The organism is Thermincola ferriacetica, assembly GCF_001263415.1.
GTDB classification, from domain to species: Bacteria; Bacillota; Thermincolia; order Thermincolales; family Thermincolaceae; genus Thermincola; species Thermincola ferriacetica.
This window is the reverse complement of the sequence record NZ_LGTE01000004.1, coordinates 26,147-50,469: the sequence shown is the minus strand read 5'-3', so window position 1 is coordinate 50,469 and position 24,323 is coordinate 26,147. Positions and strand designations below refer to the sequence as shown.

The following is a 24,323-nucleotide window of genomic DNA, read 5'->3' as shown; positions in this document are numbered from 1 at the left end:
CCATGAGTGTAGGCAACATTGAATTTATCGAGGGTTATAAGCCCGAGCAGGCGGAGGCAGTAAGCAATCCATGGGAAGAAATATACCGCCGTTTGATGAACCGGCAGTACATCCACGGCGTGGCGAGAGGGGTTCATACAGGCGAACAGGGAAAGACCCTGCTGGTGGACCTTGGCCTGGGCGAGGATATAACCGGCGAAGTGCCGGCAGACAAGGCCGGGCTGAGGGGCAAACAGAAGCTGGAACACCTGCTTGGCCGTGAACTGCTGTTCAAGATCGAGCGCGTGGACCGGGCGGCAGGGGTGGTTTATTTAAACCGCAGGGAAGCGCTGGAAGAAATCTACGAAAAGACCTGGTCCGAACTTGAGGAAGGCCAGGAACGGACAGCGGTGATCAGGAAGATAGACCCGGTCCGGCGTTTGATCTACGTGGACATTGGCGGTGTCCTGGCCTTTCTGTTTATGAGCGAATACGGCTGGGGCTGGATGGACAGCAGCGGACTGAAGATCGGCGAAACATTTCGTGTAAAAGTGACCAAAATTGACACGAAGAAGAAGCGCGTATTTGTAAGCCGGAAGGCGCTTATACCCGACCCCTGGCTTGGTGTGGACAGGTACAAAAAAGGCAGCGTATGGGCCGGCACCGTCCGCGGCGTGGTGGAAACCGGCGTAATCGTAAACCTGGAACCCGGCATAGACGTAAAGACCCTGCACCCGGTATTCCGCGTCAGGCCCGGCGACCAGGTCCAGGTGAAGATAACCATGTCCAACTACGAGGCCAGGCGTCTAAAGGGCCGCATAATACGCATTATAAAACAGGCTGAATAGAATTTTTCCCGATGGGCAGGGAACGTGCCGGAGATTGGCGCAGTCCCTGCCCTTTTTTTGTACACCCTTCTCACCCTTCTTTGGCAGGCCGGGCCCCTGACAGGGTCATGCGCCTGCCTCTTTTTTTGACACCACTCCTTTTCACAGGCAGGACAGTGTCCGGAAACCCGGCGCTGTTCCTGCCTCTTTTTTTGCGAGGACAAAAAACAAACTGAGTAAGGAGTGGTGGAGATGGTAGTCAACAACCAAAACCGGACCCAAAATTGGTTCAGCGCCAGCAAAGCGATTTTTGAGATGGAAAACCTGACAGAACACGACATCGGTCAACCACCCCCGCTTACAGAAGCGGGGGCTTGCCCTGGCGGGGGCAGGGGCAACAGGCTGACTAGGCGGCCCAGTGCTCAGTAGAACAGAGAGCTGGGCAGGGGTCTGCGGGGCTACGTAATCACTTCCGGGTGTTTCGCCAGCCCGGACTATGTGAGGCAGAACCGCTGAATGCCGCGGCTGGGACAAGACCGGCCTAAGCCCTGCGGACATCGCCGAGGCGACAAACACTCCGAAAGGAGGCGGAGTATCCGCGATGTTCAAAAGAGTACCGGTGGTGGGCGTGGACGGCAAGCCGCTCATGCCCACCACTCCAAGGAAGGCCAGGCTGCTGATAAAAGACGGCCTGGCAAAGCCCAGGAGAAATAAGCTGGGGCTGTTTTATATCCAGATGACCAGGCCGGTAGGAGAAGAAATCCAGCCGCTGTCCCTGGCTGTGGACCCCGGCGCGAAATACGACGGAGTGGCCGTAGCATCGCACCGGCAGGTGGAGATACGCGCGATGGCATTTCTTCCGGACGACGTGCCGAAAAAGATGGATGCCAGGCGGAACCTGCGCCGTGCGCGACGGTACCGCAACACACCGCGTCGTCCGGCCCGGTTCGACAATCGGAAAAGGGACGGGTACTGGCTGGCTCCCACGCAGAGGTCGAAGGTGGAAACCCGGCTCAAGGTAGTCCGTGAGTTATGCATGGTATACCCTGTTCGGCTGATCGTCACCGAGGACGTGCGGTACAACCACTACCGTTTCAGGGACGGGAAATACTTCTCCACCGTCGAGATCGGCAAAACGTTAACGTACCGGGAATACCGGAAGCTGGCCGTCCTGAAGCTGGTGGAGGTAGCCGACACCGACGCCTGGCGGGAGAAATTCGGCCTGCAAAAACAGACCGACAAAAAGTGGGAGCAGGTACCTGCGACCCACGCCAACGACGCCGTGGCAATGCTGATTGGGGTAACGGGCTGTCAAAACGCCGACGCGCCTTTCTATGTCTGGCGGAGACTTCAATACGCCAGGCGGAGCCTGCACCGGCAGAACCCGCAAAAGGGCGGCATTAGACCGCGCTTTGGCGGCACCGCCAACGGCGGATTTTTCCGCAAAGGCGACTGGGTGGAAGCGGAGAAAGCCGGAAAGACCTATCGGGGTTGGGTGTGCGGCCTGCCGACGGATATATCGAAGGTACTGGGCATAGCTGATGCCGATGGAAAAAGGATCGGGCATTTCAGTCCGAGAAAAGCAAGGCTGCTGGCCAGGTCAACAGGATTTTCCTGGAAATTAGCAGTCTGAGTAAAGGCAGGATATGTTGTGGAGCGGAACAACCCCAACGACAGCCACGACAGGACAAAGCAGTATAAGGTAGATGTGGACAGGGTGTTGCAGGATTTACTGAATCTCGGCTGCACAGTGAAAGACTTTTTACTGGCGAGAGGGGTGTATTAGTATGGCTGAAAACACATACCGTTTTCTGCACTGGTTGATGGCAGAAGGGTGTTGCTTTAGGAGAAGGGAAGGGGGTAATTATGGGAGATCTGACACAAGATAAACCTCAACCGGACAGACTAATGATAAACGAGGTTGATCCAAGAAAAAGGTACTCCGTAGAGGACATTGCCAATGCCAGGTATTTTCAACTGCCAAAGTTTTTGTTTGAAGGCGAGTTTACCAACCTGTCCAATGACGCAAGGGTCCTGTATGCTTTACTGAGAGACAGGCATGAACTGAGCATAGAAAACGGTTGGGTCAATAAAAAAGGCGAGGTATACCTGATCTATTCCCGCAGTGAAATGGCGGAAATACTCAAGTGCAGCCAGCCGACCCTGCGAAAGGTGCTGCAGGAATTGAAAGAAGCACGGCTCATTGAGGAAGAAAGGGTTGGATTAAACAGGCCCAATCAGATATATCTGCTGCAAAAGACCTTTGAAGCCTTAGAGCCACAAGGAGTGAAAAATTTTTTCACTCCGGAGTGTAAAAATTTTTTACCCGGAGTGAAAAAAAATTTCATTCAAGAGTGTAAAAAAGTTTCACCTAATGAGACTGAATATAACGAGACTGAGTTTAATGAGACTGAGATAAATAATATATATTATTCACAACAACAACAAAGTAATAATAAATATAATATATATAGCCAGGAAAAAACTTCCAGCGAACAAAACAATGTTGTTGTTGTGGACCCCCTTCCGGGGGAACAGTCGGACAAGGTGAAGGAGATACGGGACTTCTGCAGGCAGGAGTCCCTTGATTTATTCGTGTTGTTGACCGAAGATGCCGGGTACATGGCAGAGTTATTGCGCATGTCCGGCGGGGACACCGGTGTGATAAAAGACGCCCTGCTGGCCTCGTGGCAGTATTACCAGAAGAACGACGTGCCGAACTTAAAGGGCCTGGTCAGGCAGGCCGTGGCCGACAGGCGGAAGCCCTCCCCTGCGGTGAAACAGCGGAAGGGCAGGCAAAAAGACAAGTTTAAAATGCTCTATGTTTAAGCGTGGAGCAAGAGAGGAGTTGAGATAACCAATGGCAACGGAAGAAAAAGTATTGGCTTTTTGGCAGGACATGTACCGCCGGTGGCAGAACGGCGTGGTGGTCCGGGAATACATAAGCGGCCTGGAGGCCATGGCCGGGATCAGGTACCTGGTGGTTTACTGGGACCTGGGCGACCAGCCGGTCAAGGGCATGATATTTGAGAGCGACATAGCGGGCGGCGGCAGCCCGAGACGGTTTATAGGCCGGAGTATTCCTGTCGTTATAAAACACATCAACCGGAGCGCCAACGAGGTGTACCTGTCGCACAGGGCCGCGCTGGAACAGATGGCGGAGCAGACCTGGTCGAAGCTGGAGCCGGGTCAGGTACAGCCCGGCAGTATCGAGAAAATCCTGCCCGGCAAATGCGTGCTGGTGAACATCGGCGGCGTGACGGCAGTAATGCCGCTGGACGAGGTGCGCTGGGGCTGGGCCGGGGACATAAAGAGCTACCTGGTCGAGGGCCAGGACCTGGAAGTTTTGGTCAAAGAAGTGGACCGCGAGAACCGCCGCGTGGTGGTGAGCCGGAAGGCATTACTGCCCGACCCGTGGCTGACAGTGGACAGCAAATACCACGCCGGAGGCCAGTATGCGGGGGAAGTGACAAACATCACACAGACAGCGGTATACGTAAGCCTTGAGCCGGGAGTGGACGCCGTATGCCGTATTGACAGGCCGGCGGGCATCAGGCCGGGCGGCAGGGTGGTGGTACTGGCCCTGAACATAAACCACGCCAAACGCCTGATAATTGGCAGGCTGCTGGACGGGCAGCAGGACTGGTTGACATAACAAGTTAACCGACGCGTTATTTTGACCTACAAGCCGCTTTAAAATCACAACAAAGGGAAAGGGGTATTGGACAGGGGCATTAAAACAAAAACAAAGCAGTTTTTGCGCTTCTGGTGACGAGAAAACAAAAGGGGGTAATGTGTATTGATAGACGCAGGACGACTGAACGAGATATTATCCATGCACAAGGCCATGTCCGGGGACCAGGTGAAGCGCCTGTTCTGGACAGCCGGCAGCCGGCGGGCGGACAGGGCCCTGAAAAAGATCGCGGAAGAAGCGGACCGGCTGATAGTGGCCCGCGACTACACACCGCACGGTTTTCCGGCGGTGATGTACATGCCGCGGAACTTCTGCATCAACCCGCCGATGGCGAAAAAACTGGTGATGGCCAACGAGTTGTGGTTCCGGTACTGGGAGCGTTACGGCTGGGACGTGAAATTTGTGGGCTTCCTGTACCGCGACGTGACGGCCTGGATCAGGGACTTAAACGGCGTCATACACCAGGTCATAGCCGTATTAACCGGCGAACGGCTGCCGCGCATACCCGTGGAAGCCGAGAGGGTGGTTTATATAACCGAAGGCCCGCTGCCGGAGGGTGTGCGGGATACCGAAAGAGTGAAATACCTGACCCTGGACCGGGTACAGAACGGGACAATAGACTGGATATAGGTTAACCACTTGACAAATTTGCGGCAGAATTGCGCAAATACTTGACAAACACACCGCAAAACTCAAAAACACTTTCATCACTTGTTTGTCAAGCTGCACGGGGGACAAAAAACAAAAAAGGAGGTGGACCCGGCGGGGCAGGGACAGGGCCTGCAGCCGCCGGGAATTGTTTTGAAAAGAACCTTGGCACGAATAATGTCCGTACTGCTGATACTGGCCGCCGTGGGCGCGGCTGCGGCATGGGAACTGTACTTTGACGACCGCGTGAACACCGTGCCCGTGCTGGTGGCCGCGCGCCATATACCGAAAGGGTCAGACTTGAACCCGCAGGACGTGTCGCAGGTCCGGGCCAGGCTGGAGACCGTACCGTCGGGCGCTGTATGGGACCTTCGCGCCCTGGCCGGCAAAGCGGCGGCAGTGAACATACCCAAAGGCATGATCCTGGCCGACAGCCTGCTGGATGATGCCGCAATAGTGTTGAAGCCCGGCCAGATATATGCGCCGGTGCCCGGCCAGTGGATATTTGCCGTTCCCGGTTCGCTGCGGCAGAAAGACATTGTCAGCATATACACCGTACCGGCGAAAGCCGCGGAAACCCGTTCAATACCCGGCCTGACCGGTGAAAACCGGTATTCCGGCATAGCAAATACCGACCTTGAAACCGGTGTGATGCAGTATGTATACGGCGGGCCGGTGCTGCAGGGCGTGGCCGTGGCCCATGTAAAGGACAGCGCCAACCGCGAAGTAAAGCCTGTTGACCAGTCCCGGCAGAGGGATGACGCCACCGGGACCATCGCCCAGGTGGAGCTGGTGCTGACCAACGACCAGTACCGGGTCCTGCAGCGGAAAGCCCTGGAAGGCAACAAGTTTATATTCACCTATAACTAAAAAAAAGGGGGGACAGGCGGTACACCGCCCGGGCCGGGAGCCGGGACGGAGTGCCGCTGTAAATTATGCGAGCATTGTTATTAACGACCGACAGCGCGCTGGCGTCAGAATTCCGCGCCAGGCAGGTTTTTGACACCGTGGATGTCTGCCCGGCACCGGACCAGGCGTCGGAAGCCGGCATAAACAACTGCGACGTGCTGGTTATAAGCGACCGGCTCGTGCCCTGCACCGGACTGGAGAACATACGCGCAGGTGCCGGCCCGCAGGCCAGAATATTTTACATGGTCAGCAACTATCCCGATCCTGCAGTCCAGAAACAGGTCCAGATGCTGTGCCTGAACCTGGACATATTCCTGGTTCCGCCCGGCCAGACCGTGAACCAGATCGTTGACAGGGTCTGCCGGGTCGTGGCTCCGGCCACGGAAACCCGTTCCGGCAATGTGGTGTCCCTGTTCGGTGCCCAGCCCAGGTCGGGCGTGACCACACTGGCCCTGAGCATAGCCAGGCGCCTGGCCGCAGGTGGCAGTAAAAAAATCGGTGTATTGGGGTTGAACGCCTGGAACCCCGGCGACTGTTATGTGGCGGAATACACCGGGCTGTACCTTGATGACCTGAAGAACTACCTGGGCAACAGGCTGCTGACCGGCGACGACCTGCTGGAAAACATGAGCGAAATATCCGGTTTCAGATACCTGGCCGGCAACCGGGACATTAAAAAGCGGCTGTACTACTCCATAGACGAAATCCATTACCTGATTGACACGGCCAGGGACGTTTTTGACCTGGTCATTCTGGACGCAGGCGCGCACTTCGACAACGCCCTGGCCGTCCAGGCCCTGAACTGCGCCGACCTGCGCCTGCTGGTGACCACCCAGGAGACCAGCGCTTACCGGAACTGGAAGCTGGCCTTCGACCAGGTGCTGCAGCCCCTGGGCTGCACAGGCGACAGTTTTTCGCTGATCCTGAACCGGTACATAGACCGCGCCAACTACCCCGATACCCGGAGGCTGCAGGACCAGTACGGAATCGTTGTTCTGCAGGCCGTACCCGACCTGGGCGAAATAGGTACCCTGGCGGAGAACAGCCATACCCTGCTGATGGACTATAACGACAGGGAATACAGCACCGCCCTGGGCCGGCTGGTCAGCAGCCTGGCAAAACTGTACGGCATTTTCCTGCCGGCCAACAACACTGTCATGCCGCGCGCCCGCACCGGCCTGTTGCGTAGACTGTTCTCATGCTGTTGAGAGGGGGGGACGGTAATATGCAGACAACCTGCCAGAAGTTTGACATAGCCGAATACGTGGCGCGGCACAGCCGGGACCCCGCACCCCGGCAGGCGCATACGTCCCCGCGTCCGGTCCTGCCGCAGGCCGGGGACCGTTCGGCCCGGGCCGGATTTGAGGAAATAGTGCGGCGGGTGGCGGCGCATTTTGACTCCATGTTTGACACCAACGACACCAGGAAATCGCAGGAATGGCTGGATTACCAGCACAACGCCATCATCGGCGTCCCGCGCGCCGTCCGGTTTTTCAAGGACGAAATCACCGAATACCTGCGCCGGCACAACCTGCTGAACGCCGGGTACCCGAAGCACTACCACAGCCTGACCCACGCCGTGTACCACGAGCTTTACGGCCTGGGCCCGCTGGCCGTGTGGTACGACCACCCGTCCAGCCAGGCGGCCCATATCATCGGCACAAAGATATACTTTGAGACCGGCGGGCGTCTGGTCCGGCAGCCGGTGGAGTTTTCCAGTATCGACCGGGTTTACGAGCTTGTGCGGTCACTGGTGCTGAAGGACCCCCGGACCCAGATCAACGAGTACAACCCGCATGTGGAGATCGACATGGTGGACGGCACCCGCGTGACCATGTTCATACCGCCCCTGTCGCGCCAGGTCAGCATCACGTTCCGCCGTTTCGTGGTTGACCGGTACACCCTGGAGGACCAGGCCGCCCTTGGGACCATCCCTGCGGAGGCCGTACCCTTTTTCCGCGCCCTGGCGCGGACCCGGCCCAACACACTCATTGTAGGCCCGGTAAAATCCGGCAAGTCCACCATGCTGAAAACCTTTTACATTGAACGCGAACACGACCAGAAGGTGGTCTGCGTGGAGAAGCACAGCGAGCTGAAGCTCAGCGAGTGCTGTCCCGACCGCCCGCTGGACGAGCTGGTGGCAACGGAGGCCGAACTGCTCAGGCTGTTCCCGGCCATTCTGCGTACCGACTTCGTGTACCTGATCGTGGGCGAGCTGCGGAGCGTGGAGGCCGAGCTGAGTATGCAGGGCTGCGAACGCGGGTCCACGGGCCTGTTATGCACCTATCACACCAAGCATCCGCACAACATCCCCGGCCAGTTGGCGCGGCTTATCCTGGACAGCTTCCCGAACCGCCGGTACGAGGCCGAACTGATCCGGGCGGCGGACAATATAGACATAGTGGTGGTCATGGACCAGTTGCCCGACAAGTCAAAGCGCGTGGAGAGCGTGGTGGAACTGCGGCTTGACCCCGTAACCCTGCAGGTATCGACCCATGAAATCATGCGCTACGACGGGCAGGACAAAACCTGGAGGTACAGGTTTGACCTGAGCGACCGGCTGCTGGCGGTGCTGCGGAAGAACGACCCGCGCTGGGCGGCGGAGCTGGTGAAATCGCTCAAAGCCCTGGAACAGCAGAGCCCTATTATGGGCGACAATGTTGTTTACGCGAAGGAAACCATGGTAATCAGGGGGGTGGGCTGATGCGGCCCATAATCGAAGTCACAGCAAAACTGCTGATATACTTTCTGTTTTTCACCGGCATATACATAATCGTCCAGCCCCACCTGCACGACCTGATCCGGGCATACCGCCACCGCGCCCGGATAAAGCGCCTGCAGGAAGCCGGTGCCGGCAGAACAGACCGGCCCGCTGCCGAGCGGTCGGCGCTGTACCGGCACATGGACATGCTGCTGCAGAGTACGTGGAAGTATTACACCGACCGCACGCCGGCCAACTTTGTCATCCTGACCGTAAGCCTGTTCCTGTCCGGTTTTTCCGTGTACACCCGCTACACGGGCAGGGTGGCGCTCAGCCTGGTTTTTGCAGTGCTTACGGCTTTAATCCCCTATATATGCCTCTGGTTATACCTGCAGATAATCCGTTCGCAGACCAGTTACCAACTGGTGCCGGCAGTCAGCCAACTGCTCGGCAGTTACCGGGTCTGCAGCGGCAATATCTATTTTGCCGTGCTGGAAACCATCAGGAATCTGGAGGACAACTACCTGAAAAAAGCCTTTATTGCCCTGGCGAACAAGATCCAGAACAGGAAAAACGACCGGGACATAGAGGACGCCGTCGAGCTGTTCGTGTTCAGAATCCAGACCTCCTGGGCGAAACAGTTGGGCGTGCTGCTGCTGAACGCGCTGATCGACGGCAGGAACATAGAGCAGAGCCTGTCAAACATCGTGGCCGACATGAAGGACGGCCAGAACATTATCGAGGAAGAACGCTCCCACAGCCAGGAAACGATTTACCTTGGCTTCCTGCCGCTGTTTCTGTTCCCGGGTTCCATGCTGTTCATGCAGGCCATGGGCGGCCAGTTCAATGTGCTGAGGTACCAGTTCACGACCAACACGGGGTTGACCAGTTTTCTGGTAACCCTGTTTCTGTGTTTCGCCGCTTTTGTCACCGCCCTGGTGCTGCGAAAGCCAAGGAACGACATATGAAGGAGGTTAGATAGATTTGCAGATTGCGCAATACCTGGAATACGCAGTATACCTGGCGGTGTTCGGCATGATTTTCGCCGCTGCATACCTGATGAATTCCGTTCCCCGGATCGGCATACCGAAAAACGTTCGCAGGTACCAGCTTAAACGGAATCTTGACACCGTATGGGACCGCCTCAAAACCTCTCTGTACGACGAGTCCGCCGAAAAAATGCTGAAAGAGGCCGGGTACCCGCTGCGGCTGAACAGCAGCAGGTACAACCTGGCCAGGTTTGTACTGTCGTATATGGCCGTAACCATTGTACTGCTTGACTGGCTGGCGGAGGGCGGCAGGTTTCCCTGGTCCGACCTGGGCATGGTGGGCGTGTTTTATGTGCTGACCGTGCCGAAACCCGGCTGGCCGGTGTTTTACCTGCTGCGGAAGGTAAGGGACTACGACCGGCTGGACAAAAACCGGGAATGCTTTGTGCTGTACAGTATGCTGCTGAACGAGTTCAGCATCGACGATGACCGGACCTGCAGCCTGTACTTCATGCTCCAGAAGATGAGCGTGTATTTTACCAGGATCAGGCCGGCGCTGCACAAGACCCTGGCGCTGTACAAACGCGATCCTGAGCAGGCGCTGGACGCCTTTGCCGCCGAGGTGGGCACACCGGAAGCCCGCGACCTGGCCCAGATCCTGAAAAGCGTGGACGCCACCACCCCCGCCAGGGCCAGGGACCTGATCCAGAGCCGGTACGACCAGTTCCGGATCAGCCGGCACGAGAACCACCGGCGGCGGCTGAAGAACCGCGACCTGGTCGGGTACGTGATCACCATCGGCCCCGTAATGGCCATCCTGTTCAACATGCTGACCGTGTACTGGCAGATGGTCCAGGACCTCATGAACTTTGTCCAAAGCCGATAGGAAGCCCTGAAATCTTGCAAAGGAGGTGAGCCCCCGGTGAAGGAAATATTCGCCAAGCTTATGCTGGTGGCGCTGGTGGTATTCGCGATAAGGTACTTCATTTACGACCACCTGTGGAACAACGTGAAAACCGTGGACACCAACACCACCAGTACCGTAATCACCAACACCCAGCTTCCCACCCCGTAAAAGCAAGACAGAAGGGTTTGCGGGGGGGTGTGGGGTGTGCGCCCCCCCGGCAGTTTTTTTGACAAAAAAGAGGTGAACTGGCTTGAAGCAGGTAATATCACTGTTATTGGTTTCGCCCTTTCTCATATATTTCGCGTTCCAGCCATTGTTCAACCATGTGGTCCACCTGCAGAACTCCGTTTTGGAGATAGTCATGGACCAGGGCATAGAGAAGGCCGCCGTGGACGGGCGGTTCACTTCGGAAACCATCCAGCAGATGAAGAAAACCGTGGCGGAAGTGCTGCATTATTCCGAGAGCGAGGTGGTCTTTGAAGGCACCCAGACCCTGACCCCGCGCGGGGAATACATCTGGGGCCGCATATCCATACCGCCCGGGCAGATGTCCGTAATGCCGCGCCTGTTCGGCAGCCGCCCGGTCACCCTGTCCGCCGGCGCAAAACAGATGTCGGAATACATTCCGAGGTAGGTAAGGGCCATGCGTGCAGCAATCAGCGTGTTGTTGATAAGCATATTTTTCATTTCCGTGAGCCTGTACCAGCTCGACACCGAGACAACCCTGCTGGCCAACGAGCGGCTTAAAAACGCCGTTAACCGCGCGGCCCACGACGCCAGCCTGCAGGTTGACCGGGCGGAGCTGTCCAATGGCCGCATAGTGTTTGACCGGACAGCGGCGGCTGCCGCGTTCAGACAAACCCTGGCCGCCAACCTGGGCCTGGACGAAAACCTGAACCCGAAGCCCGGCACCATGTTTTCTGACAAAGCGCAGGTGGAATACATGGAATTCCTGGACGACAGCAACGGCCTGACCTTTCCGCTGCTGTATGAGAACTCCGTGTATAACATAACCAAGACCGTCCGCGGCCCGGCGGTGGTGGCCGTGGTGAGCATAACAAAACCCGTCACCAGCGGCCTGTCCTCCGCATGGACCATGCGGAAATGGGCCGTGTACGAATACCCCGGTTTTGGCAACTGATAAGGAGGTTGATTTGTTGTGTCCGAGTTAAGAAAAACATTGACTGCAGCGGCGGTGGCAGCGGTGCTGCTGTTCAACGCCGCCCTGCCGGCGGCATGGGCCGCTGTTTTTACCCCGCCTGCCGGCGCGGGCAGCGTTACGAAAGAAGATATAAACTACGCCGAATCCGTGTGGGGGAAAATTAAATGGGACTCATCGCGGGTCCTGAAAACCGGCGAACTCCTGCTGACCCTGCCCAGGGTTAAAGCCCCCTATATCTGGTCCGTTAAAACAGACACCGGCAGGTACGTGGGCCTGATGGTTGAATGGAAAACCGTGTACTTCGGCACCGGCGGCCAGGACATGGTGCTGGAGGTGGTCAACCCTTACCTGGGCATGGGCGTGTACATCGACCTGGTGCATACGCGGAAAAACGCAGCCGTGGCATCCGACGAATATATTTACTATCCCGGCCAGGGGCTGACATATATCCCGCCCGGGGAACGGGTAACCGGTGCCGTTGACAGTGAAGGCAATATAACCGCCCTTTATGATTTATGGGGCCGGCCCGTCCAGGCAGCGGTGTACGGCCCGGACCTGTTCCCGAACCGGTACGTTGTCCTGACCGACCTTGCGCCCGGACACTGGGCCTATGCCCCGGTAAGCAGCATGGTGGCCCGCGGGTACATGCGCGGGTACCCCGACAGCAGGTTCCTGCCCGACCGGACGATGACCAGGGCGGAATTTTTGGCCGTGGTGAGCAGGATATTGCAGGAAAAAACACCCGGTAACGGCGAATATATGAACAAAACAGCCTTTGCCGACCTGAACCCCCGCCACTGGGCCGCCGGTGCGGTAAACCATGTCCTTGGCCATATCCCGCCGCAGGACGCCGCCAGAATCTTCGGCGCAAAGTTCGCGCCGGACAGGCCCGTAACCAGGGGCGAAACCGCAGCCGTGCTGTACTCCCTGCTGAAGTCCCGACCGGGGTTTAACCTCCGGAACAGTCAGACGTTTAAGGACACCGCCGGGACAGGTTTCGCCGACGCCGTGGCCTTCTGTGCCGCAAACGGCATGGTCAGCGGGTACCCCGACGGCACCTTCAGGCCGGGCGGCACAATCACCAGGGCGGAAGTTGCGGCGGTGCTGAACCGGGTTGTCGGCAGGCTGTAGGTTGCTGTAGGTTAAGGAGGTTGGTTTTGTGAGGAAAAATGTGCTGTTCATTTTCACTCTGCTGGCTGTGCTGCTGTGTTTTGGCGCTCCTGCCCGGGCCATGTACGTGCCTGACTACGAGAAAGTGACCGCGCAGGAGCTGAAGTACGCCGAGAACTTTTACAAAAACCTGAAGATAGACACATCTCAGTTTGCCAAAGGCAAATACTCCATATACATCCCGAAGGTGGACACCTGGAACTATTCCGTTGTTGTCCAACTGGAAAAATACGACCAGGACCTGAGCTTCAAAGGTTACAGGAGCATTTATGTTACCCTGGACCCCAACGGCGTCGGCATGGGCCCTGGCGGCGTTACCATGACGGGCTGGCTGTACGATGCCGACATCAACGCCATTAGGGTACGGATAAGCAGTTTTAACACCGGCTACATCATTGCTGACGAAATGTGGATATACAACAGGAAGGACAAAACGTTCCGGTACCTGCCCTTCACCGAGAGGATTTACCCGGGCAAAGACGCATTGGGCAATCCTTGCTGGACCAATGATAATGGTTTGACAGTAACCAAGGATGGCATACTGGTGTATATTGGCACCGACGGAATAAACAAGCCCTTTTCCGATGTTAGCAAAAAGCACTGGGCTTTTAACACCATCAACAATGTGTATAAAAACGGCTACATCAAAGGCTACAGCGACGGGCGGTTCAAGCCGGCGGGAAACATCACCCGCGCCGAGTTTGCCGCCATGCTGAACAAACTGCTGTCAGACAAATACCCTGCCGGCAGAACGGCTGACAACACGGGCATCTTTGACTCCTTCCCGTCCGGCCACTGGGCCTATAACGCCGTGTACAGCCTGACGGGGTACATGGACAGGGCCGAGGCCCTCGGCATCTTCGGCAGCCGGTTTGAACCGGACAGGCAGATCACCCGCGAGGAAGTGGTGGCCCTGGTCCATGCCGCGCTGAAGAACCATCCCGGTTTTGCGGGGGCCGGTTCCGGCACGGCGTCGGTAAAAGACCTGCAGTCATCGCGCTTCCCCGACAGCGTGGAGTTTTCCCTGCGGCACGGCATAGTCAGCGGGTACCCTGACGGCACCTTCCGCCCTGCCGGCAGGATAACCCGCGCCGAAGCCGCGGCGGTCCTCAACCGGCTGATGGCGCTGGTGCAGAGTTAAACGATAGGCAAAAATATCACGGAGCAGTCACGGTTTTTACTGTGGCTGCTCTTTTTTTTTGTGGCGGCAAAAAATCAAAAAAAATACAACGAAAGGAGGTAATGTTCCGGTGCGTCTCAGAAAAAACCGTACCGGCAGAAAATTCCTGTCGGCAGCCCTTGTCCTGGCGCTGCTGACGAGCCTGTTCCCTTCGGGCACCGCCCTGGGCTTTATCAGCACCAGGAACTACGGCTGGATACTGGGCCTCTGGAACCCTGACACCCAGAAGGTGGAACCGGCCAATACTTCTGTAATCAAATGGAACAGTATGGATTGTTACACCGTCGGCCCGTGGGACGTGCGTTTAAACGGCTCCACAGTGGGCACCATAATCCAGTTTGTGGACAAGCAGAGGATTCGGGACAACGGCTACCCGATGGTGGGCGAGCCCCAGTGGGACGCCTGGATCGCCCTGGCCAACGGCAACCGGGATTATGTCCGGCAGGCACTTCAAAGTCAAAGTTGGAAATTGTATCCGCCAGTCGGAGAAACACGTTTCGCCAATTTTGTCCGGCTGATCGAGCTTTGCGGCGGCAAGGGCGGGACCTATGACGTGGCGAACCACTACATGACCATCTATACGTCTGTTCCGCCGTATGTCACGCTTCTTGCCGACAAAACCCAGGTAAACGTCGGCGATACGGTCACGTTTACGCTGAAGGCCCAGACTAATACTTTCTGGAACCAGTACATCGACCTGAGCTTCGCCGGCGCGGGAAAGACCTACATCAACAGCCAGCGGTATTACGCGAAGCACGTTGAGACCACCTACACGGTGAAGATGGAACAGGAAGGTGTCTTTGAGTTCCGCCTGCTGGCCCGTGACAGCGTATGGCGCAGCACGGCCAAGTCAATTTATATTGCCGTGGGTTCCAACCAGCCCCCACCGCCGCCGCCGGAGGATGACGGAGGTGATTATGAACCGCCACCGCCGCCGCCCAACCAGCCGCCGGATGCGTACTTCACCTGGCCTTCCGAGGCTTACGAGGGCGAGCAGGTGACCGTAACCGACCGGTCGAGCGACCCGGACGGGACAATCGTGAGCCGGAAATGGACCATCCTGCCGGCCACGGCAGGGGTGACGCAGAACCTCGGCAGCAGCGGGGGGACGGTGACCTTCAATGTGTATGGCGAGTACACCCTGCGCCTGACGGTGACCGACGATGACGGCGCTCAGGACAGCTATTCCCGGTCCATATTCATCAAACAGCCGATACCCTGGGCCAACCTGGACATATCCGGCACACTGAAGGAAAACCGCAAAGTGATCATCGACTGGAGCCGAAGCGGTTCGCCGGCCATGTACCCGCTGGACCCGGCAAGGGACGAACTGGTTATCGAGCCCGTATCGGGCGGCACGGCGTCAGACATAAAGCTGGGTACCCGCACCGACCGGGTGCAGGAAGTTTTGTTTAAGCAGCCGGGTACGTACCGGGTTAAAGTGCGGGTTTATAACGCAAAATACGCCTCTGCATGGGCCGTTCAGGACATTGTCATAGCCCCGGACGATCCGCCGGTGGCCAACTTCACCACATCGGTCTACGTGCTGCGGGACCCTGCCGACAGCGTGGCCGGCAGCGCCTATGCCACAATAAAACTTACCGACAGGTCATATTCCCCGGATAGTGACATCATCACGCAGCGGGTGTGGAAATACCGGTTCGACAGCAACAATGACGGCTCGTTCCTTGACGAGACCTGGACCGTGCTGGACGACGGGAACAATACCGCACCAACCCTGCGGACCAGTCATGTCGGGAAATACCTGTTTGAACTGGAGGTAAAGGAAGGCTTTGGCCAGCCGACAATTCCGGAATTTATTGATGACAGTGACTACAGAACAGCCACTACCATTAATAAACCTGCTTACGAGAAAACAACTGAGGTTATTAACATACCTCCGGTAACTTCCTTTGTTGCTAGGACGCAGCCGAAAGCAGATGTTGCGGTTGTGGTAGGGGAAACTGACCCGGCTAAAATCGCAAACATTAACAATGATGTTAATTCGTATGTGCTTCCCAAGCTGCTCGCCAAAGATGTTGACGCAAAAGTTACTGTATCACGAGCAATTGTTGAGTCGTCTAACATCGTTTCAGATCCTTCTCTTGAGCAGGGGTCACCCTATTGGTTCTGGGGGGGGTATGTGTATACGGATTCTTTCACATCATTCCAAAGTGTAGTAAAACACTCAGGTAATAAATCACTGCTGATCAACCCTGATGGTAGTACCTGGTCTTATGGAAAGGTCCAGGAAATCAGTGGTTGGGTGCCGGGAGACAAGTTGAAGTTGTCGGCTTACATTAATGTTCAGTCGTACACCAAAGGATTGGTAAATGTGGACCTGTTTGGCTTCGACAGTTATAACAGAGTTGTTTGGGATACTACAGGCATAACTATCGGACGAACCACGAACGGCTTCGAATATTTTGAAACTGTACCTGAAGCTATTCCCAGCAATGTAACGAGACTATACGTTCGGCTGTTTGCTGACCAGTACCCTGTTTTAACTGTTTATCTGGATGATATTGCGGTAAAAAAGGTGTCCCCGAAACCAATCGAGCAGGTGTTAAATGAATTAACCTGGCGTGATAATGCGCAAAAATTTTTGGTTTATTTGTCAGATGATATTGCTTTTAAAAATATAGAGTCTTATTCAAATATAGTTTCTCTGAGTTCTTCCTTTGCGGGCAACTATGGTATTTCTGGCGGCAATACTGCCGCTGGGGGCGAAGTGTGGGACATTTACTATTACTGGGCCAAAATGAGAGCTATAGATTTTGGCAAGTCTTATAAGAAATCTGATATTTTTTCAATTTCTGTGACAGGGTACACTGGTGGGGGTTCAACAATATGGGAAGATATTCAGGTTTATGTCAGTCCGGATAATGTTAATTGGTCACGAGTAGGTTCCTTTAAAGCAACAGCTTATAAACATCAAACTTTAACCGTATACGGCAACAATCTTCCTTATGACACTATAAGGTATGTGAAAGCAACGCAAGATCGTTGTCTTGACAGGCTTTATGTAGACGTAGCTTTACCAGACTTTCAAAGCGTGGAGGCAACTGATTTTGCAAGCAATCTTTCCGCTAAACAGGTTAACTACAGTGTTTTAGGTACAGAATTAAACAAAGCTGAGGCAGACTTTATAATTTCAAAGGATTCAAGTGGAGGAGCCTTCTTTTATAATACCAATATCACTTCAGCGCTTGATAGCCTCGGTAATTATATTGCTTCGCAGGTTTCACTTGAACCAGGCGAGCTGGTAAAATACGTTTTGTTGAATGAGAGTATTGCTTATGAACCTCACTACTCCGACTACGAGGACGACCCCAAATACGCGGACAACTGGTACTACGTCCACGACCCGGACTATGTGGACAACAACTCCGGGTATTCGTTCTATCACAATAAAATCCTCAGTTCGCCCGTATCGCTTTTTGACAAGGTTGGCAAGTATGACATCACGTATAAAGCCCAGGACAACCCGGTTAATGGCGATCTGAGGTTCCTGGACTACATGCTGTGGTCCAACCCGGTGCCCACGTCCATCATAGTGCACCGGAAGCCGGTTGCCGATTTCACGGCCCAGCCGGGGACGCTGAACATAACCGATCTCTCGTATGACCCGGACTTCCAGTACAGGCGCCCGGACAAAGGCATAGTGGAGTGGGAATGGAAATGGAAGCCCACACCGGCCAGCACATGGACCCTGGGGTCACCGAACGGGATCACCGCACCGGGCACCTACGACGTTTACCTGCGTGTACAGGATTGTTACGGTGTCTGGAGCGACCCGGTGATTAAAACGATAACCGTAACCGACCCCAACCGTCCGCCCGTGGCCGCCTTTACCTGGACCCCGGCGGTGATCTATGAGGGCGATGATGTGACCCTGACCAACCAGTCCTATGACCCCGACGGCGACCCCATAACCTACCAGTGGACCGTCTTTGACCCGCAGGGGGTTACCAGGACATATACGACCAAAAACGTGACCTTAAGCAATGTCCTGCCCGGAACCTGGTGGGTAACCCTGCGCGTATGGGACAACCACGGGTCCACGGGGGTAGTGACAAAATCCTTTGTGGTGAACCGGCTTGGCATAAACGGATACGTTCAGCATACGCCTGACTGGAACAAAAACCGCATAGCATATAACCAGTACCATACCGGCACCGACAACCTGCCCAGGGGGTACAACGTATTCTGGGCCGGGGAACGGTTTGTCCTTACAGCCGCTACCACTGACACCGGCAGTTCCGCCACCAAGGCCGTGTCTGTCACAGCAACACTTTTAAACAATGGTATAACCAGCACGTTAACCTCAACGGACAGGGTTAACTGGACCGGCGACATGTGGCAGCCGGATTTTGAGCAGTTGCCCGACGGCACCTATACGTTCAGGTTCCGGGTAACGTACTCCAACGGCGTGGTTAAGACCGACGATGCGGCAATAATCATAAGCGGCAGTTGGCAGGACTATTTCCGGTACCACCGGAGCCAGTAAACTCAAGAAAAATTTTTTCAGGCTCTTTACAAAAACTTTGGTAATCTGGTAAAATGTAATCAGATTAAAGTTTTTTTCTAGTCTTTTCTGCCACCTTTTGGGGTGGTAGGAATGTAAGTTTTTGATTTTTCCTTTTCCCCCCTTGAGGGTGGAAAAGCAAGTTTTTTAAAAAAGAGTTCAAGGGGTACGTATTGCGTTTTTTAAGAAAACCAGTGCGTACCCCTTTTTATTTCACGCCCGCCGGGGAACGGATGTTCGGCGGGTGCAGGAAGACCTCCACCGGAGCCGGAACGGTGGAGGAATAAAAAAAACAAAAAAGGAGGTGGACCCTCCCTACTCAGTGTGAGGGGGGAGGGAAAACATGTTTGCAATAAGAAGAAAGAATGGATTTATCATCGTAGACTACTTAGTCTACGATGATGTAGAAAACTCAGTAGAGGAATTTTACTCCACCCTCGAAGAAGAGGGTGGAATAATAACAATCTCCGATTGCGGCAGTGCCGCATTCGGAGAAGAGAGTTTTTCAACCACCTGTGAGTGCGGCAACGAGTGCCACTCCGGGTGGAGGATTGAAAAGAATGAAATTCTGGGACTGGTTTTTGTCCCAGAAAAAGAATACCACCGTCTCAGGCGGTGGTATGTAGATAAAAAATAAAAATCACCCGCCGGTCCGGCCCGGCGGGTGTTAAAATTTTTTTCGGAAAAGCCCTGGGAACAGGATTGAACCTGTTTCAGTGCTGTTTCCAGGGGTGCAGGAGGCTAACCCCTCACCCGGTACGTGGGGTGGGGGTGAAAATAAAAAACAAAAGGGGGTGAAACCCCGTCTGTGTCTGACGCAGGCGGGGAAATTATGAAAAAAAGATTAAGTGAGGTTATCGACCTGTCCAAGGTCGATGATCTCGAAGCGGCCCATGCCCTGGCATGGGCGGCGTTAGAAAAAATCTTCCCCGAAAGGGGAAGATTGATGTTAGATCATCTGCCTAACCAGGCAGATGAAAATGACGTCCCGGTTTATCGCCGGGGCGAATTAAGCATCTGTCTGGATGAAACGGACAGATGCTTGGCCACGGCCAATCCGGTCGTGACCGCCTGGGTGGTGGCCGCCCTTGCAGAGGCGGCCAGAGTCCTCGGGGTTGTTCTTTATTGGGAACAGCCCGAGGACTGCTCCCAGGGAAAAAACAGTCTGGTCCACATATGCGGGACCAGACTGGAGAGCATACCGGGCGCAATTTGCCCGGTATGTGGGTACGACACAGGTGTGGAAAACTGTGTCGTAGCAGAGCCCGGAGAGTAATCTCCGGGCTCATTCTATGGGGGCGGACAGGTTTCGACGGGGGATGAACAGGCACGGGAAGCGAGCCGGGGTCCCACCAGCCCGTTAAAACGGTGGATTTACAGGCGCTGTTTAATTTTTTTGTATCTTCCGGCCCTCTGCGCCCTGGGTGAGGGATACGGGGGTCATTGTACAGGGCTGGCCCGCCCCGGTTCCCGGAGGGGCTGGGCGAGATTCGTCGGGATAGCGGCACGGCAGCCTGCCGGTCAGGGCGGCTGTGCCTGCGAAGCCAAAACACCGGGCTGCGCTCGGAGATGCCTGTGCAGGTTGTTTTCCGGACGGGGGTTCGACTCCCCCCGCCTCCACCAGAAAGTTAACCGTGGTTTTTGTCCAGGGCTGGCTTTCTGGTGGAGGCATCACAGTATCCCCTGCAGCAAAAAAACCTTTACAAAAGACTTTGGTATCTGGTATAATATACCTGTACCAAAGTCTTTTTGTTTTGTTTGAAGTTTTCACTTTTGTTTCCCGTGTTAACACATTATGCGGGAGACCAGGTTTTCAAAACAGAGTTAAAGGGGTATGTATGTCACTTTATAAAGTGCTGCATACCCCTTTTTATTTTGCCTGCCGGGAACCAACGGCAGGCTGTATATTTTACAAAATATAAAAAAAGGGGGAATGACAAATGCCGAAGCATATGGAAATCAAAAAAATAATTAACTTAACCCCGCACCCGGTAACTTTGGTGCGGGAGGACGGGGCGGCGGTGGAGATACCCTCCGCCGCCGAAAAACTTCCCCGCTGCTCGGAGACCTCCGAGCAGATCGGAGAAATTTTTATAGGGGACTTGCGGATACCTGTAATCCGCAAGTCCCTGGGTCGGGTAGAAAACCTGCCCGACCCGGAGGAGGGCACGTTCTATATCGTGTCCCTCGCTGTGGCTCAGGCCGCCCGTCACAGGCGGGACCTGCTCGTTCCAAACGACACCGTCAGGGACGAGCAGGGAAAAATTATCGGCTGCCGCAGCCTTGCCACGGTGGCCGATGCCCTTGAGGACTGACCCTCGGGGCGGAAAAGGGGTACGTATTGCGTTTTTTAAGAAAACCAATGCGTGCCCCTTTTTATTTTTCACAAAAGGGGGAACAAAAAAATGACAAAAAAGAAACCGGTTGTTTCGGTGCGCGTGCGCTGTGAAGGCGCACTGCACACCATCAGTATTACCCCGTCCGGGGCGGTCGTGCTCCACGACCACCCGGACATAAAAGCCGACAGGGCCTTCGAGGCCCTGGGCGGCGAGCCCTGCCGCTGCCTCAAGGTCCTGGAGACCTGGAGGCGGGGCGTAAAACTCCCGTTTTACCGGCGGGACCTGCCCGCCGGGTTGCGGCCAGCGTTTGACGCCGGGCGGGAAAAAGCCGCGGCCCGTCGCCGGCGGAACGCTAAGGCTGACCCGTTGTCGGTCCCGTTCGCTACCCGCGCCGCCGCGCGGGTGGCAAGGCTGGCTGGGAAGGCGCTGGAAACCTGTTCCTACCGCCGCAGCCGAACATCCTGGGCGGGCGGGAACCATGAGGTTTGCGTCCGCATCGGGGACCCTGTCATTAGCGGTTCCAGCAGCAGGGTTTGGAGCCACAATGGCAAATGGCCCGGTACGGACAGTTATGTCAGCGCTGCCGTGCCGCTGCAATGGTTTTCCCGCGTCTGGCGGCGCGGGCTGGCGGTTGTGGACGGTTGCTTCGTCCTTGACGTACTGTCTGAGGACGACAAGGGATTTACCGTCCTGGCAGGGAAACAGGGGCGGGGGTTTGAGGTTCACCCCGCCCGCGCAAAAATTATAAAGGCGAAGGACGGCTCCTACCGCCTTCGCTGGTTGAAAGGGGGTGAGCAGGCATGACAATCGTGCCTGCTCTTTCAGTTGCCATCCAGGCTGGCACCCCGGTCCTCGCATGGGGACCGCCGGGCGTCGGCAAAACCGCCAGTATTAGTGCGCTGGCGGACAAACTTGGTCTCCCGCTGGAGGTTGTCCTGGCCTCCATCCGGGAACCTGCAGACTTCTCCGGCCTTCCGGTAATCCGGGACAACGGGGTGGTCATGGAACCGCCCGCATGGGCGCGGCGGCTGGCGGAGGCCGGGAAGGGCATCCTGTTCCTGGATGAAATCTCCACCGCCCCGCCGGCGGTGCAGGCCGCCCTTCTGCGGGTGGTCCTGGACCGGGTGGTCGGTGACCTGCCGCTGCCGGACGGGGTATCCGTGGTTGCGGCGGCAAACCCGCCGGAACAGGCCGCCGGGGGCTGGGACCTGAGCGCCCCGCTGGCGAACCGTTTCTGCCACCTGACCTGGTCCCTTGACACAGAGGCATGGGTGGACGGCATGATCCAGGGCTGGCGGATACCTGTTGTGCCCCGACTGCCCGACGGCTGGGAAGCCGGGATACCGGCTTCGCGGGCGCTGGTGGCCGGTTTCATCCGCCACCGGCCGCACCTGCTTCTGCAGGTACCTGCGTCTGATGAGCAGGCCGGGCGCGCGTGGCCGTCTCCGCGTTCGTGGGACATGGCGGCCCGGTTACTGGCCGCCTGTGATGCAGCGCAGGCCGGGGAGGACGTGGCTGCCTCCCTGGTGGCCGGGTGCGTCGGCGAGGGGGCCGGGCTGGAGTTCCTTGCCTGGCGGAAGGCCCTGGACCTGCCTGACCCGGAGGAAATACTTGCGCACCCAGACCGGTTTCGTATCCCTGAACGTGGAGACCAGGCGTTTGCGGTTCTGACAGCGGTTGTATCTGCCGCGGTGGGGAATCTGACAAAAGACCGCTGGCTGGCGGCCTGGCAGGTCCTGGCCCGTGCTGCTGAACAGGGGGTCAAGGACATCGCTGCGGCAGCGGCGAAGGCCCTGGCTGCGGCGAAAAAGCCGAACCTGCCGCTGCCGCAGAAGGAGCTGCGGGAGTTCATCCCTCTGCTTCAGAAGGGAGGGCTGATGTAGGATGCCTACCATGCCCGCCGAACTCCAGGCGGCCCGGCTCCGCCTGGTAAAGGACCGTCCATATCTGACCAGCGCTGCCTGGGCGCTCCAGCCGGTTGCTAAACCCGGGCTGGGCACTATGGCGGTGGACCAATTTTTCCGCCTTTATTACGACCCCGCCGTCACCACACGCTGGACGGTGGAGGAGCTGTCCGGCGTCCTCTATCACGAAATTTGCCACCTTCTCCGGGATCACGCGTCCCGCATGAAGGAATTTGACCCTCGTCTGTCAAATATCGCGGCCGACGCAGAGATAGACGATGACATTCTCCGTGAAGGGGTCAGGCTGCCTGCCGGTGCGATTACCCCGGCCAGCATCGGGCAGCCAAATGGCCTCCTCGCGGAGGAGTATTATGCCGCGCTGGAAAAACAGGCGCAGCAGGCTGCGGCCAGCCAGGGCGCGTCGGCTCAGCCGGGAAACGAAAGCGGCACCGGCGTTGGGGAACCCGAAGCCGGAGATGGCGGCGCGTCTGCCGGTCCTGACCGTGACAGCGCGTCACAGGTCCCTGCGCCTGGTGCCGGGCGGTGCGGTTCCTGCGCCACCGGCCAGCCGGAAGAATGGGAGGAAGGCCCTCCGGGTGAAGGCATCTCCCCGGGCATCAGCCGGGCCGAAGCGGAACTGATCCGCCGGGACGTGGCCCGGCAGATCAGGGAACACGTCCGGGCCTGCGGAAACGTGCCCGGCCACTGGGCACGCTGGGCGGATGAAAAGCTCCGCCCGAAGGTGGACTGGCGGAAGGAACTGGCCGCCGCTGTGCGCCATGCCGTGGCTGATGTGGCCGGGGCGTGTGACTACTCCTACCGCCGCCCCAGCCGCAGGCAGGGGCAGGTCGGGAACGGGAAAGTAATATTCCCGTCCCTGCGCCGTCCGGTGCCGTCCGTTGCCGTGGTGGTGGACACCAGCGGCAGTGTCGGTGACGCCATGCTGGCTCAGGCCCTGGCCGAAATAGCCGGTATCCTCCGCAGTCTCGGCCAGCGTGAAGGTGTCCACGTGCTGGCGGTTGACCGGGCCGTGCAGTCCTGCCGCCGGGTGTTCCGCCCGGAGCAGGTCCGGCTTGCCGGCGGAGGCGGGACGGATATGGGCGCGGGCCTGGAGGCCGCTGCAAAGCTGAGGCCCTGCCCGCAGGTAGCGGTGGTTATCACTGACTGCCTGACCCCGTGGCCGGACCAGCCGCCGGAGGGGATGAAGGTCATTATAGTTGCCCTTACCGGGGACGGGAAAACCCCGGACTGGGCAAAAACAATCAGAATACAGTAGCACCACGCACCCGCATGTATGCAGGCACCGTGTCCTGGATACATGCGGGTTTTTTGCGGTATTGACGGTATTAAGGTAATGACAGGGTCGTACCATGGTGGTATGATAGT

General features: G+C 56.8%; 24 protein-coding genes and 1 other RNA gene. All 25 read left to right on the top strand.

The features are described from left to right. The first annotated feature begins 2 nt into the window (after positions 1–2). The 25 genes from Tfer_RS04390 to Tfer_RS04280 all read left to right on the top strand — a co-directional run bounded on the left by Tfer_RS04390 (position 3) and on the right by Tfer_RS04280 (position 24,213). Entirely contained in the window at positions 3–827 is an 825-nt protein-coding gene (locus Tfer_RS04390) for a S1 RNA-binding domain-containing protein (protein ID WP_052217056.1), read from the top strand. A gap of 231 nt (positions 828–1,058) precedes the next feature. Further along, positions 1,059–1,235: a hypothetical protein gene (locus tag Tfer_RS16490; protein ID WP_160315525.1), complete on the top strand. Its 177-nt coding sequence runs from the start codon at positions 1,059–1,061 to the stop codon at positions 1,233–1,235. Between the two features lie 172 nt (positions 1,236–1,407). Beyond that, positions 1,408–2,439: an RRXRR domain-containing protein gene (locus Tfer_RS04380; RefSeq protein WP_052217054.1), complete on the top strand. Its 1,032-nt coding sequence runs from the start codon at positions 1,408–1,410 to the stop codon at positions 2,437–2,439. 18 nt (positions 2,440–2,457) lie between these two features. Beyond that, positions 2,458–2,592: a hypothetical protein gene (locus tag Tfer_RS17085; protein WP_282432051.1), complete on the top strand. Its 135-nt coding sequence runs from the start codon at positions 2,458–2,460 to the stop codon at positions 2,590–2,592. Between the two features lie 80 nt (positions 2,593–2,672). Next, positions 2,673–3,635, top strand: a complete 963-nt coding sequence (locus tag Tfer_RS04375) for a replication initiator protein A (protein WP_052217053.1) — start codon at positions 2,673–2,675, stop codon at positions 3,633–3,635. A 31-nt stretch (positions 3,636–3,666) separates the two neighbouring features. Further along, positions 3,667–4,461: a S1 RNA-binding domain-containing protein gene (locus tag Tfer_RS04370; RefSeq protein ID WP_052217052.1), complete on the top strand. Its 795-nt coding sequence runs from the start codon at positions 3,667–3,669 to the stop codon at positions 4,459–4,461. A 144-nt stretch (positions 4,462–4,605) separates the two neighbouring features. Beyond that, on the top strand, positions 4,606–5,130 hold the full coding sequence (locus Tfer_RS04365) for a hypothetical protein (protein ID WP_052217051.1): 525 nt from the start codon (positions 4,606–4,608) through the stop codon (positions 5,128–5,130). Between the two features lie 171 nt (positions 5,131–5,301). After that, positions 5,302–6,018, top strand: coding sequence for an SAF domain-containing protein (locus Tfer_RS04360; protein WP_152908966.1), 717 nt, complete (start codon positions 5,302–5,304; stop codon positions 6,016–6,018). Positions 6,019–6,083: 65 nt separating this feature from the next. Further along, a complete protein-coding gene (locus tag Tfer_RS04355) occupies positions 6,084–7,265 on the top strand; it encodes a CpaE/TadZ family protein (protein ID WP_152908965.1) in 1,182 nt (393 codons plus the stop codon). Positions 7,266–7,282: 17 nt separating this feature from the next. Next, complete coding sequence (locus Tfer_RS04350; protein WP_052217048.1) at positions 7,283–8,761, top strand: ATPase, T2SS/T4P/T4SS family; 1,479 nt, start codon at positions 7,283–7,285, stop codon at positions 8,759–8,761. Next, positions 8,761–9,726, top strand: coding sequence for a hypothetical protein (locus tag Tfer_RS04345; RefSeq protein WP_052217047.1), 966 nt, complete (start codon positions 8,761–8,763; stop codon positions 9,724–9,726). The genes Tfer_RS04350 and Tfer_RS04345 overlap by 1 nt, the downstream gene beginning before the upstream one ends. A 16-nt stretch (positions 9,727–9,742) precedes the next feature. Further along, positions 9,743–10,633, top strand: a complete 891-nt coding sequence (locus tag Tfer_RS04340; protein WP_052217046.1) for a hypothetical protein — start codon at positions 9,743–9,745, stop codon at positions 10,631–10,633. Between the two features lie 36 nt (positions 10,634–10,669). After that, a complete protein-coding gene (locus Tfer_RS16485; protein WP_160315524.1) occupies positions 10,670–10,822 on the top strand; it encodes a hypothetical protein in 153 nt (50 codons plus the stop codon). 82 nt (positions 10,823–10,904) lie between these two features. Continuing rightward, entirely contained in the window at positions 10,905–11,288 is a 384-nt protein-coding gene (locus Tfer_RS04335; protein WP_052217045.1) for a hypothetical protein, read from the top strand. A gap of 9 nt (positions 11,289–11,297) precedes the next feature. After that, positions 11,298–11,795, top strand: coding sequence for a hypothetical protein (locus tag Tfer_RS04330; RefSeq protein ID WP_052217044.1), 498 nt, complete (start codon positions 11,298–11,300; stop codon positions 11,793–11,795). A gap of 18 nt (positions 11,796–11,813) precedes the next feature. Further along, positions 11,814–12,947: an S-layer homology domain-containing protein gene (locus Tfer_RS04325; protein ID WP_052217043.1), complete on the top strand. Its 1,134-nt coding sequence runs from the start codon at positions 11,814–11,816 to the stop codon at positions 12,945–12,947. 28 nt (positions 12,948–12,975) lie between these two features. Then, a complete protein-coding gene (locus Tfer_RS04320) occupies positions 12,976–14,127 on the top strand; it encodes an S-layer homology domain-containing protein (RefSeq protein ID WP_052217042.1) in 1,152 nt (383 codons plus the stop codon). A 109-nt stretch (positions 14,128–14,236) separates the two neighbouring features. Further along, positions 14,237–18,676: a PKD domain-containing protein gene (locus Tfer_RS04315; RefSeq protein WP_052217041.1), complete on the top strand. Its 4,440-nt coding sequence runs from the start codon at positions 14,237–14,239 to the stop codon at positions 18,674–18,676. 361 nt (positions 18,677–19,037) lie between these two features. Then, complete coding sequence (locus Tfer_RS04310) at positions 19,038–19,331, top strand: hypothetical protein (RefSeq protein ID WP_052217040.1); 294 nt, start codon at positions 19,038–19,040, stop codon at positions 19,329–19,331. Positions 19,332–19,526: 195 nt separating this feature from the next. Further along, a complete protein-coding gene (locus Tfer_RS04305) occupies positions 19,527–19,970 on the top strand; it encodes a hypothetical protein (protein WP_152908964.1) in 444 nt (147 codons plus the stop codon). A gap of 18 nt (positions 19,971–19,988) precedes the next feature. Then, positions 19,989–20,317, top strand: a transfer-messenger RNA (tmRNA) gene (ssrA, locus tag Tfer_RS15855). A 317-nt stretch (positions 20,318–20,634) separates the two neighbouring features. Beyond that, entirely contained in the window at positions 20,635–21,009 is a 375-nt protein-coding gene (locus tag Tfer_RS04295) for a hypothetical protein (RefSeq protein ID WP_052217037.1), read from the top strand. A gap of 90 nt (positions 21,010–21,099) precedes the next feature. Then, a complete protein-coding gene (locus Tfer_RS04290; RefSeq protein WP_052217036.1) occupies positions 21,100–21,837 on the top strand; it encodes a hypothetical protein in 738 nt (245 codons plus the stop codon). Beyond that, entirely contained in the window at positions 21,834–22,916 is a 1,083-nt protein-coding gene (locus Tfer_RS04285; protein ID WP_052217035.1) for an AAA family ATPase, read from the top strand. Before Tfer_RS04290 ends, Tfer_RS04285 begins: the two co-directional genes overlap by 4 nt. A 1-nt stretch (position 22,917) precedes the next feature. Next, positions 22,918–24,213, top strand: a complete 1,296-nt coding sequence (locus tag Tfer_RS04280; RefSeq protein WP_052217034.1) for a vWA domain-containing protein — start codon at positions 22,918–22,920, stop codon at positions 24,211–24,213. The last annotated feature ends 110 nt before the right edge of the window (positions 24,214–24,323 follow it).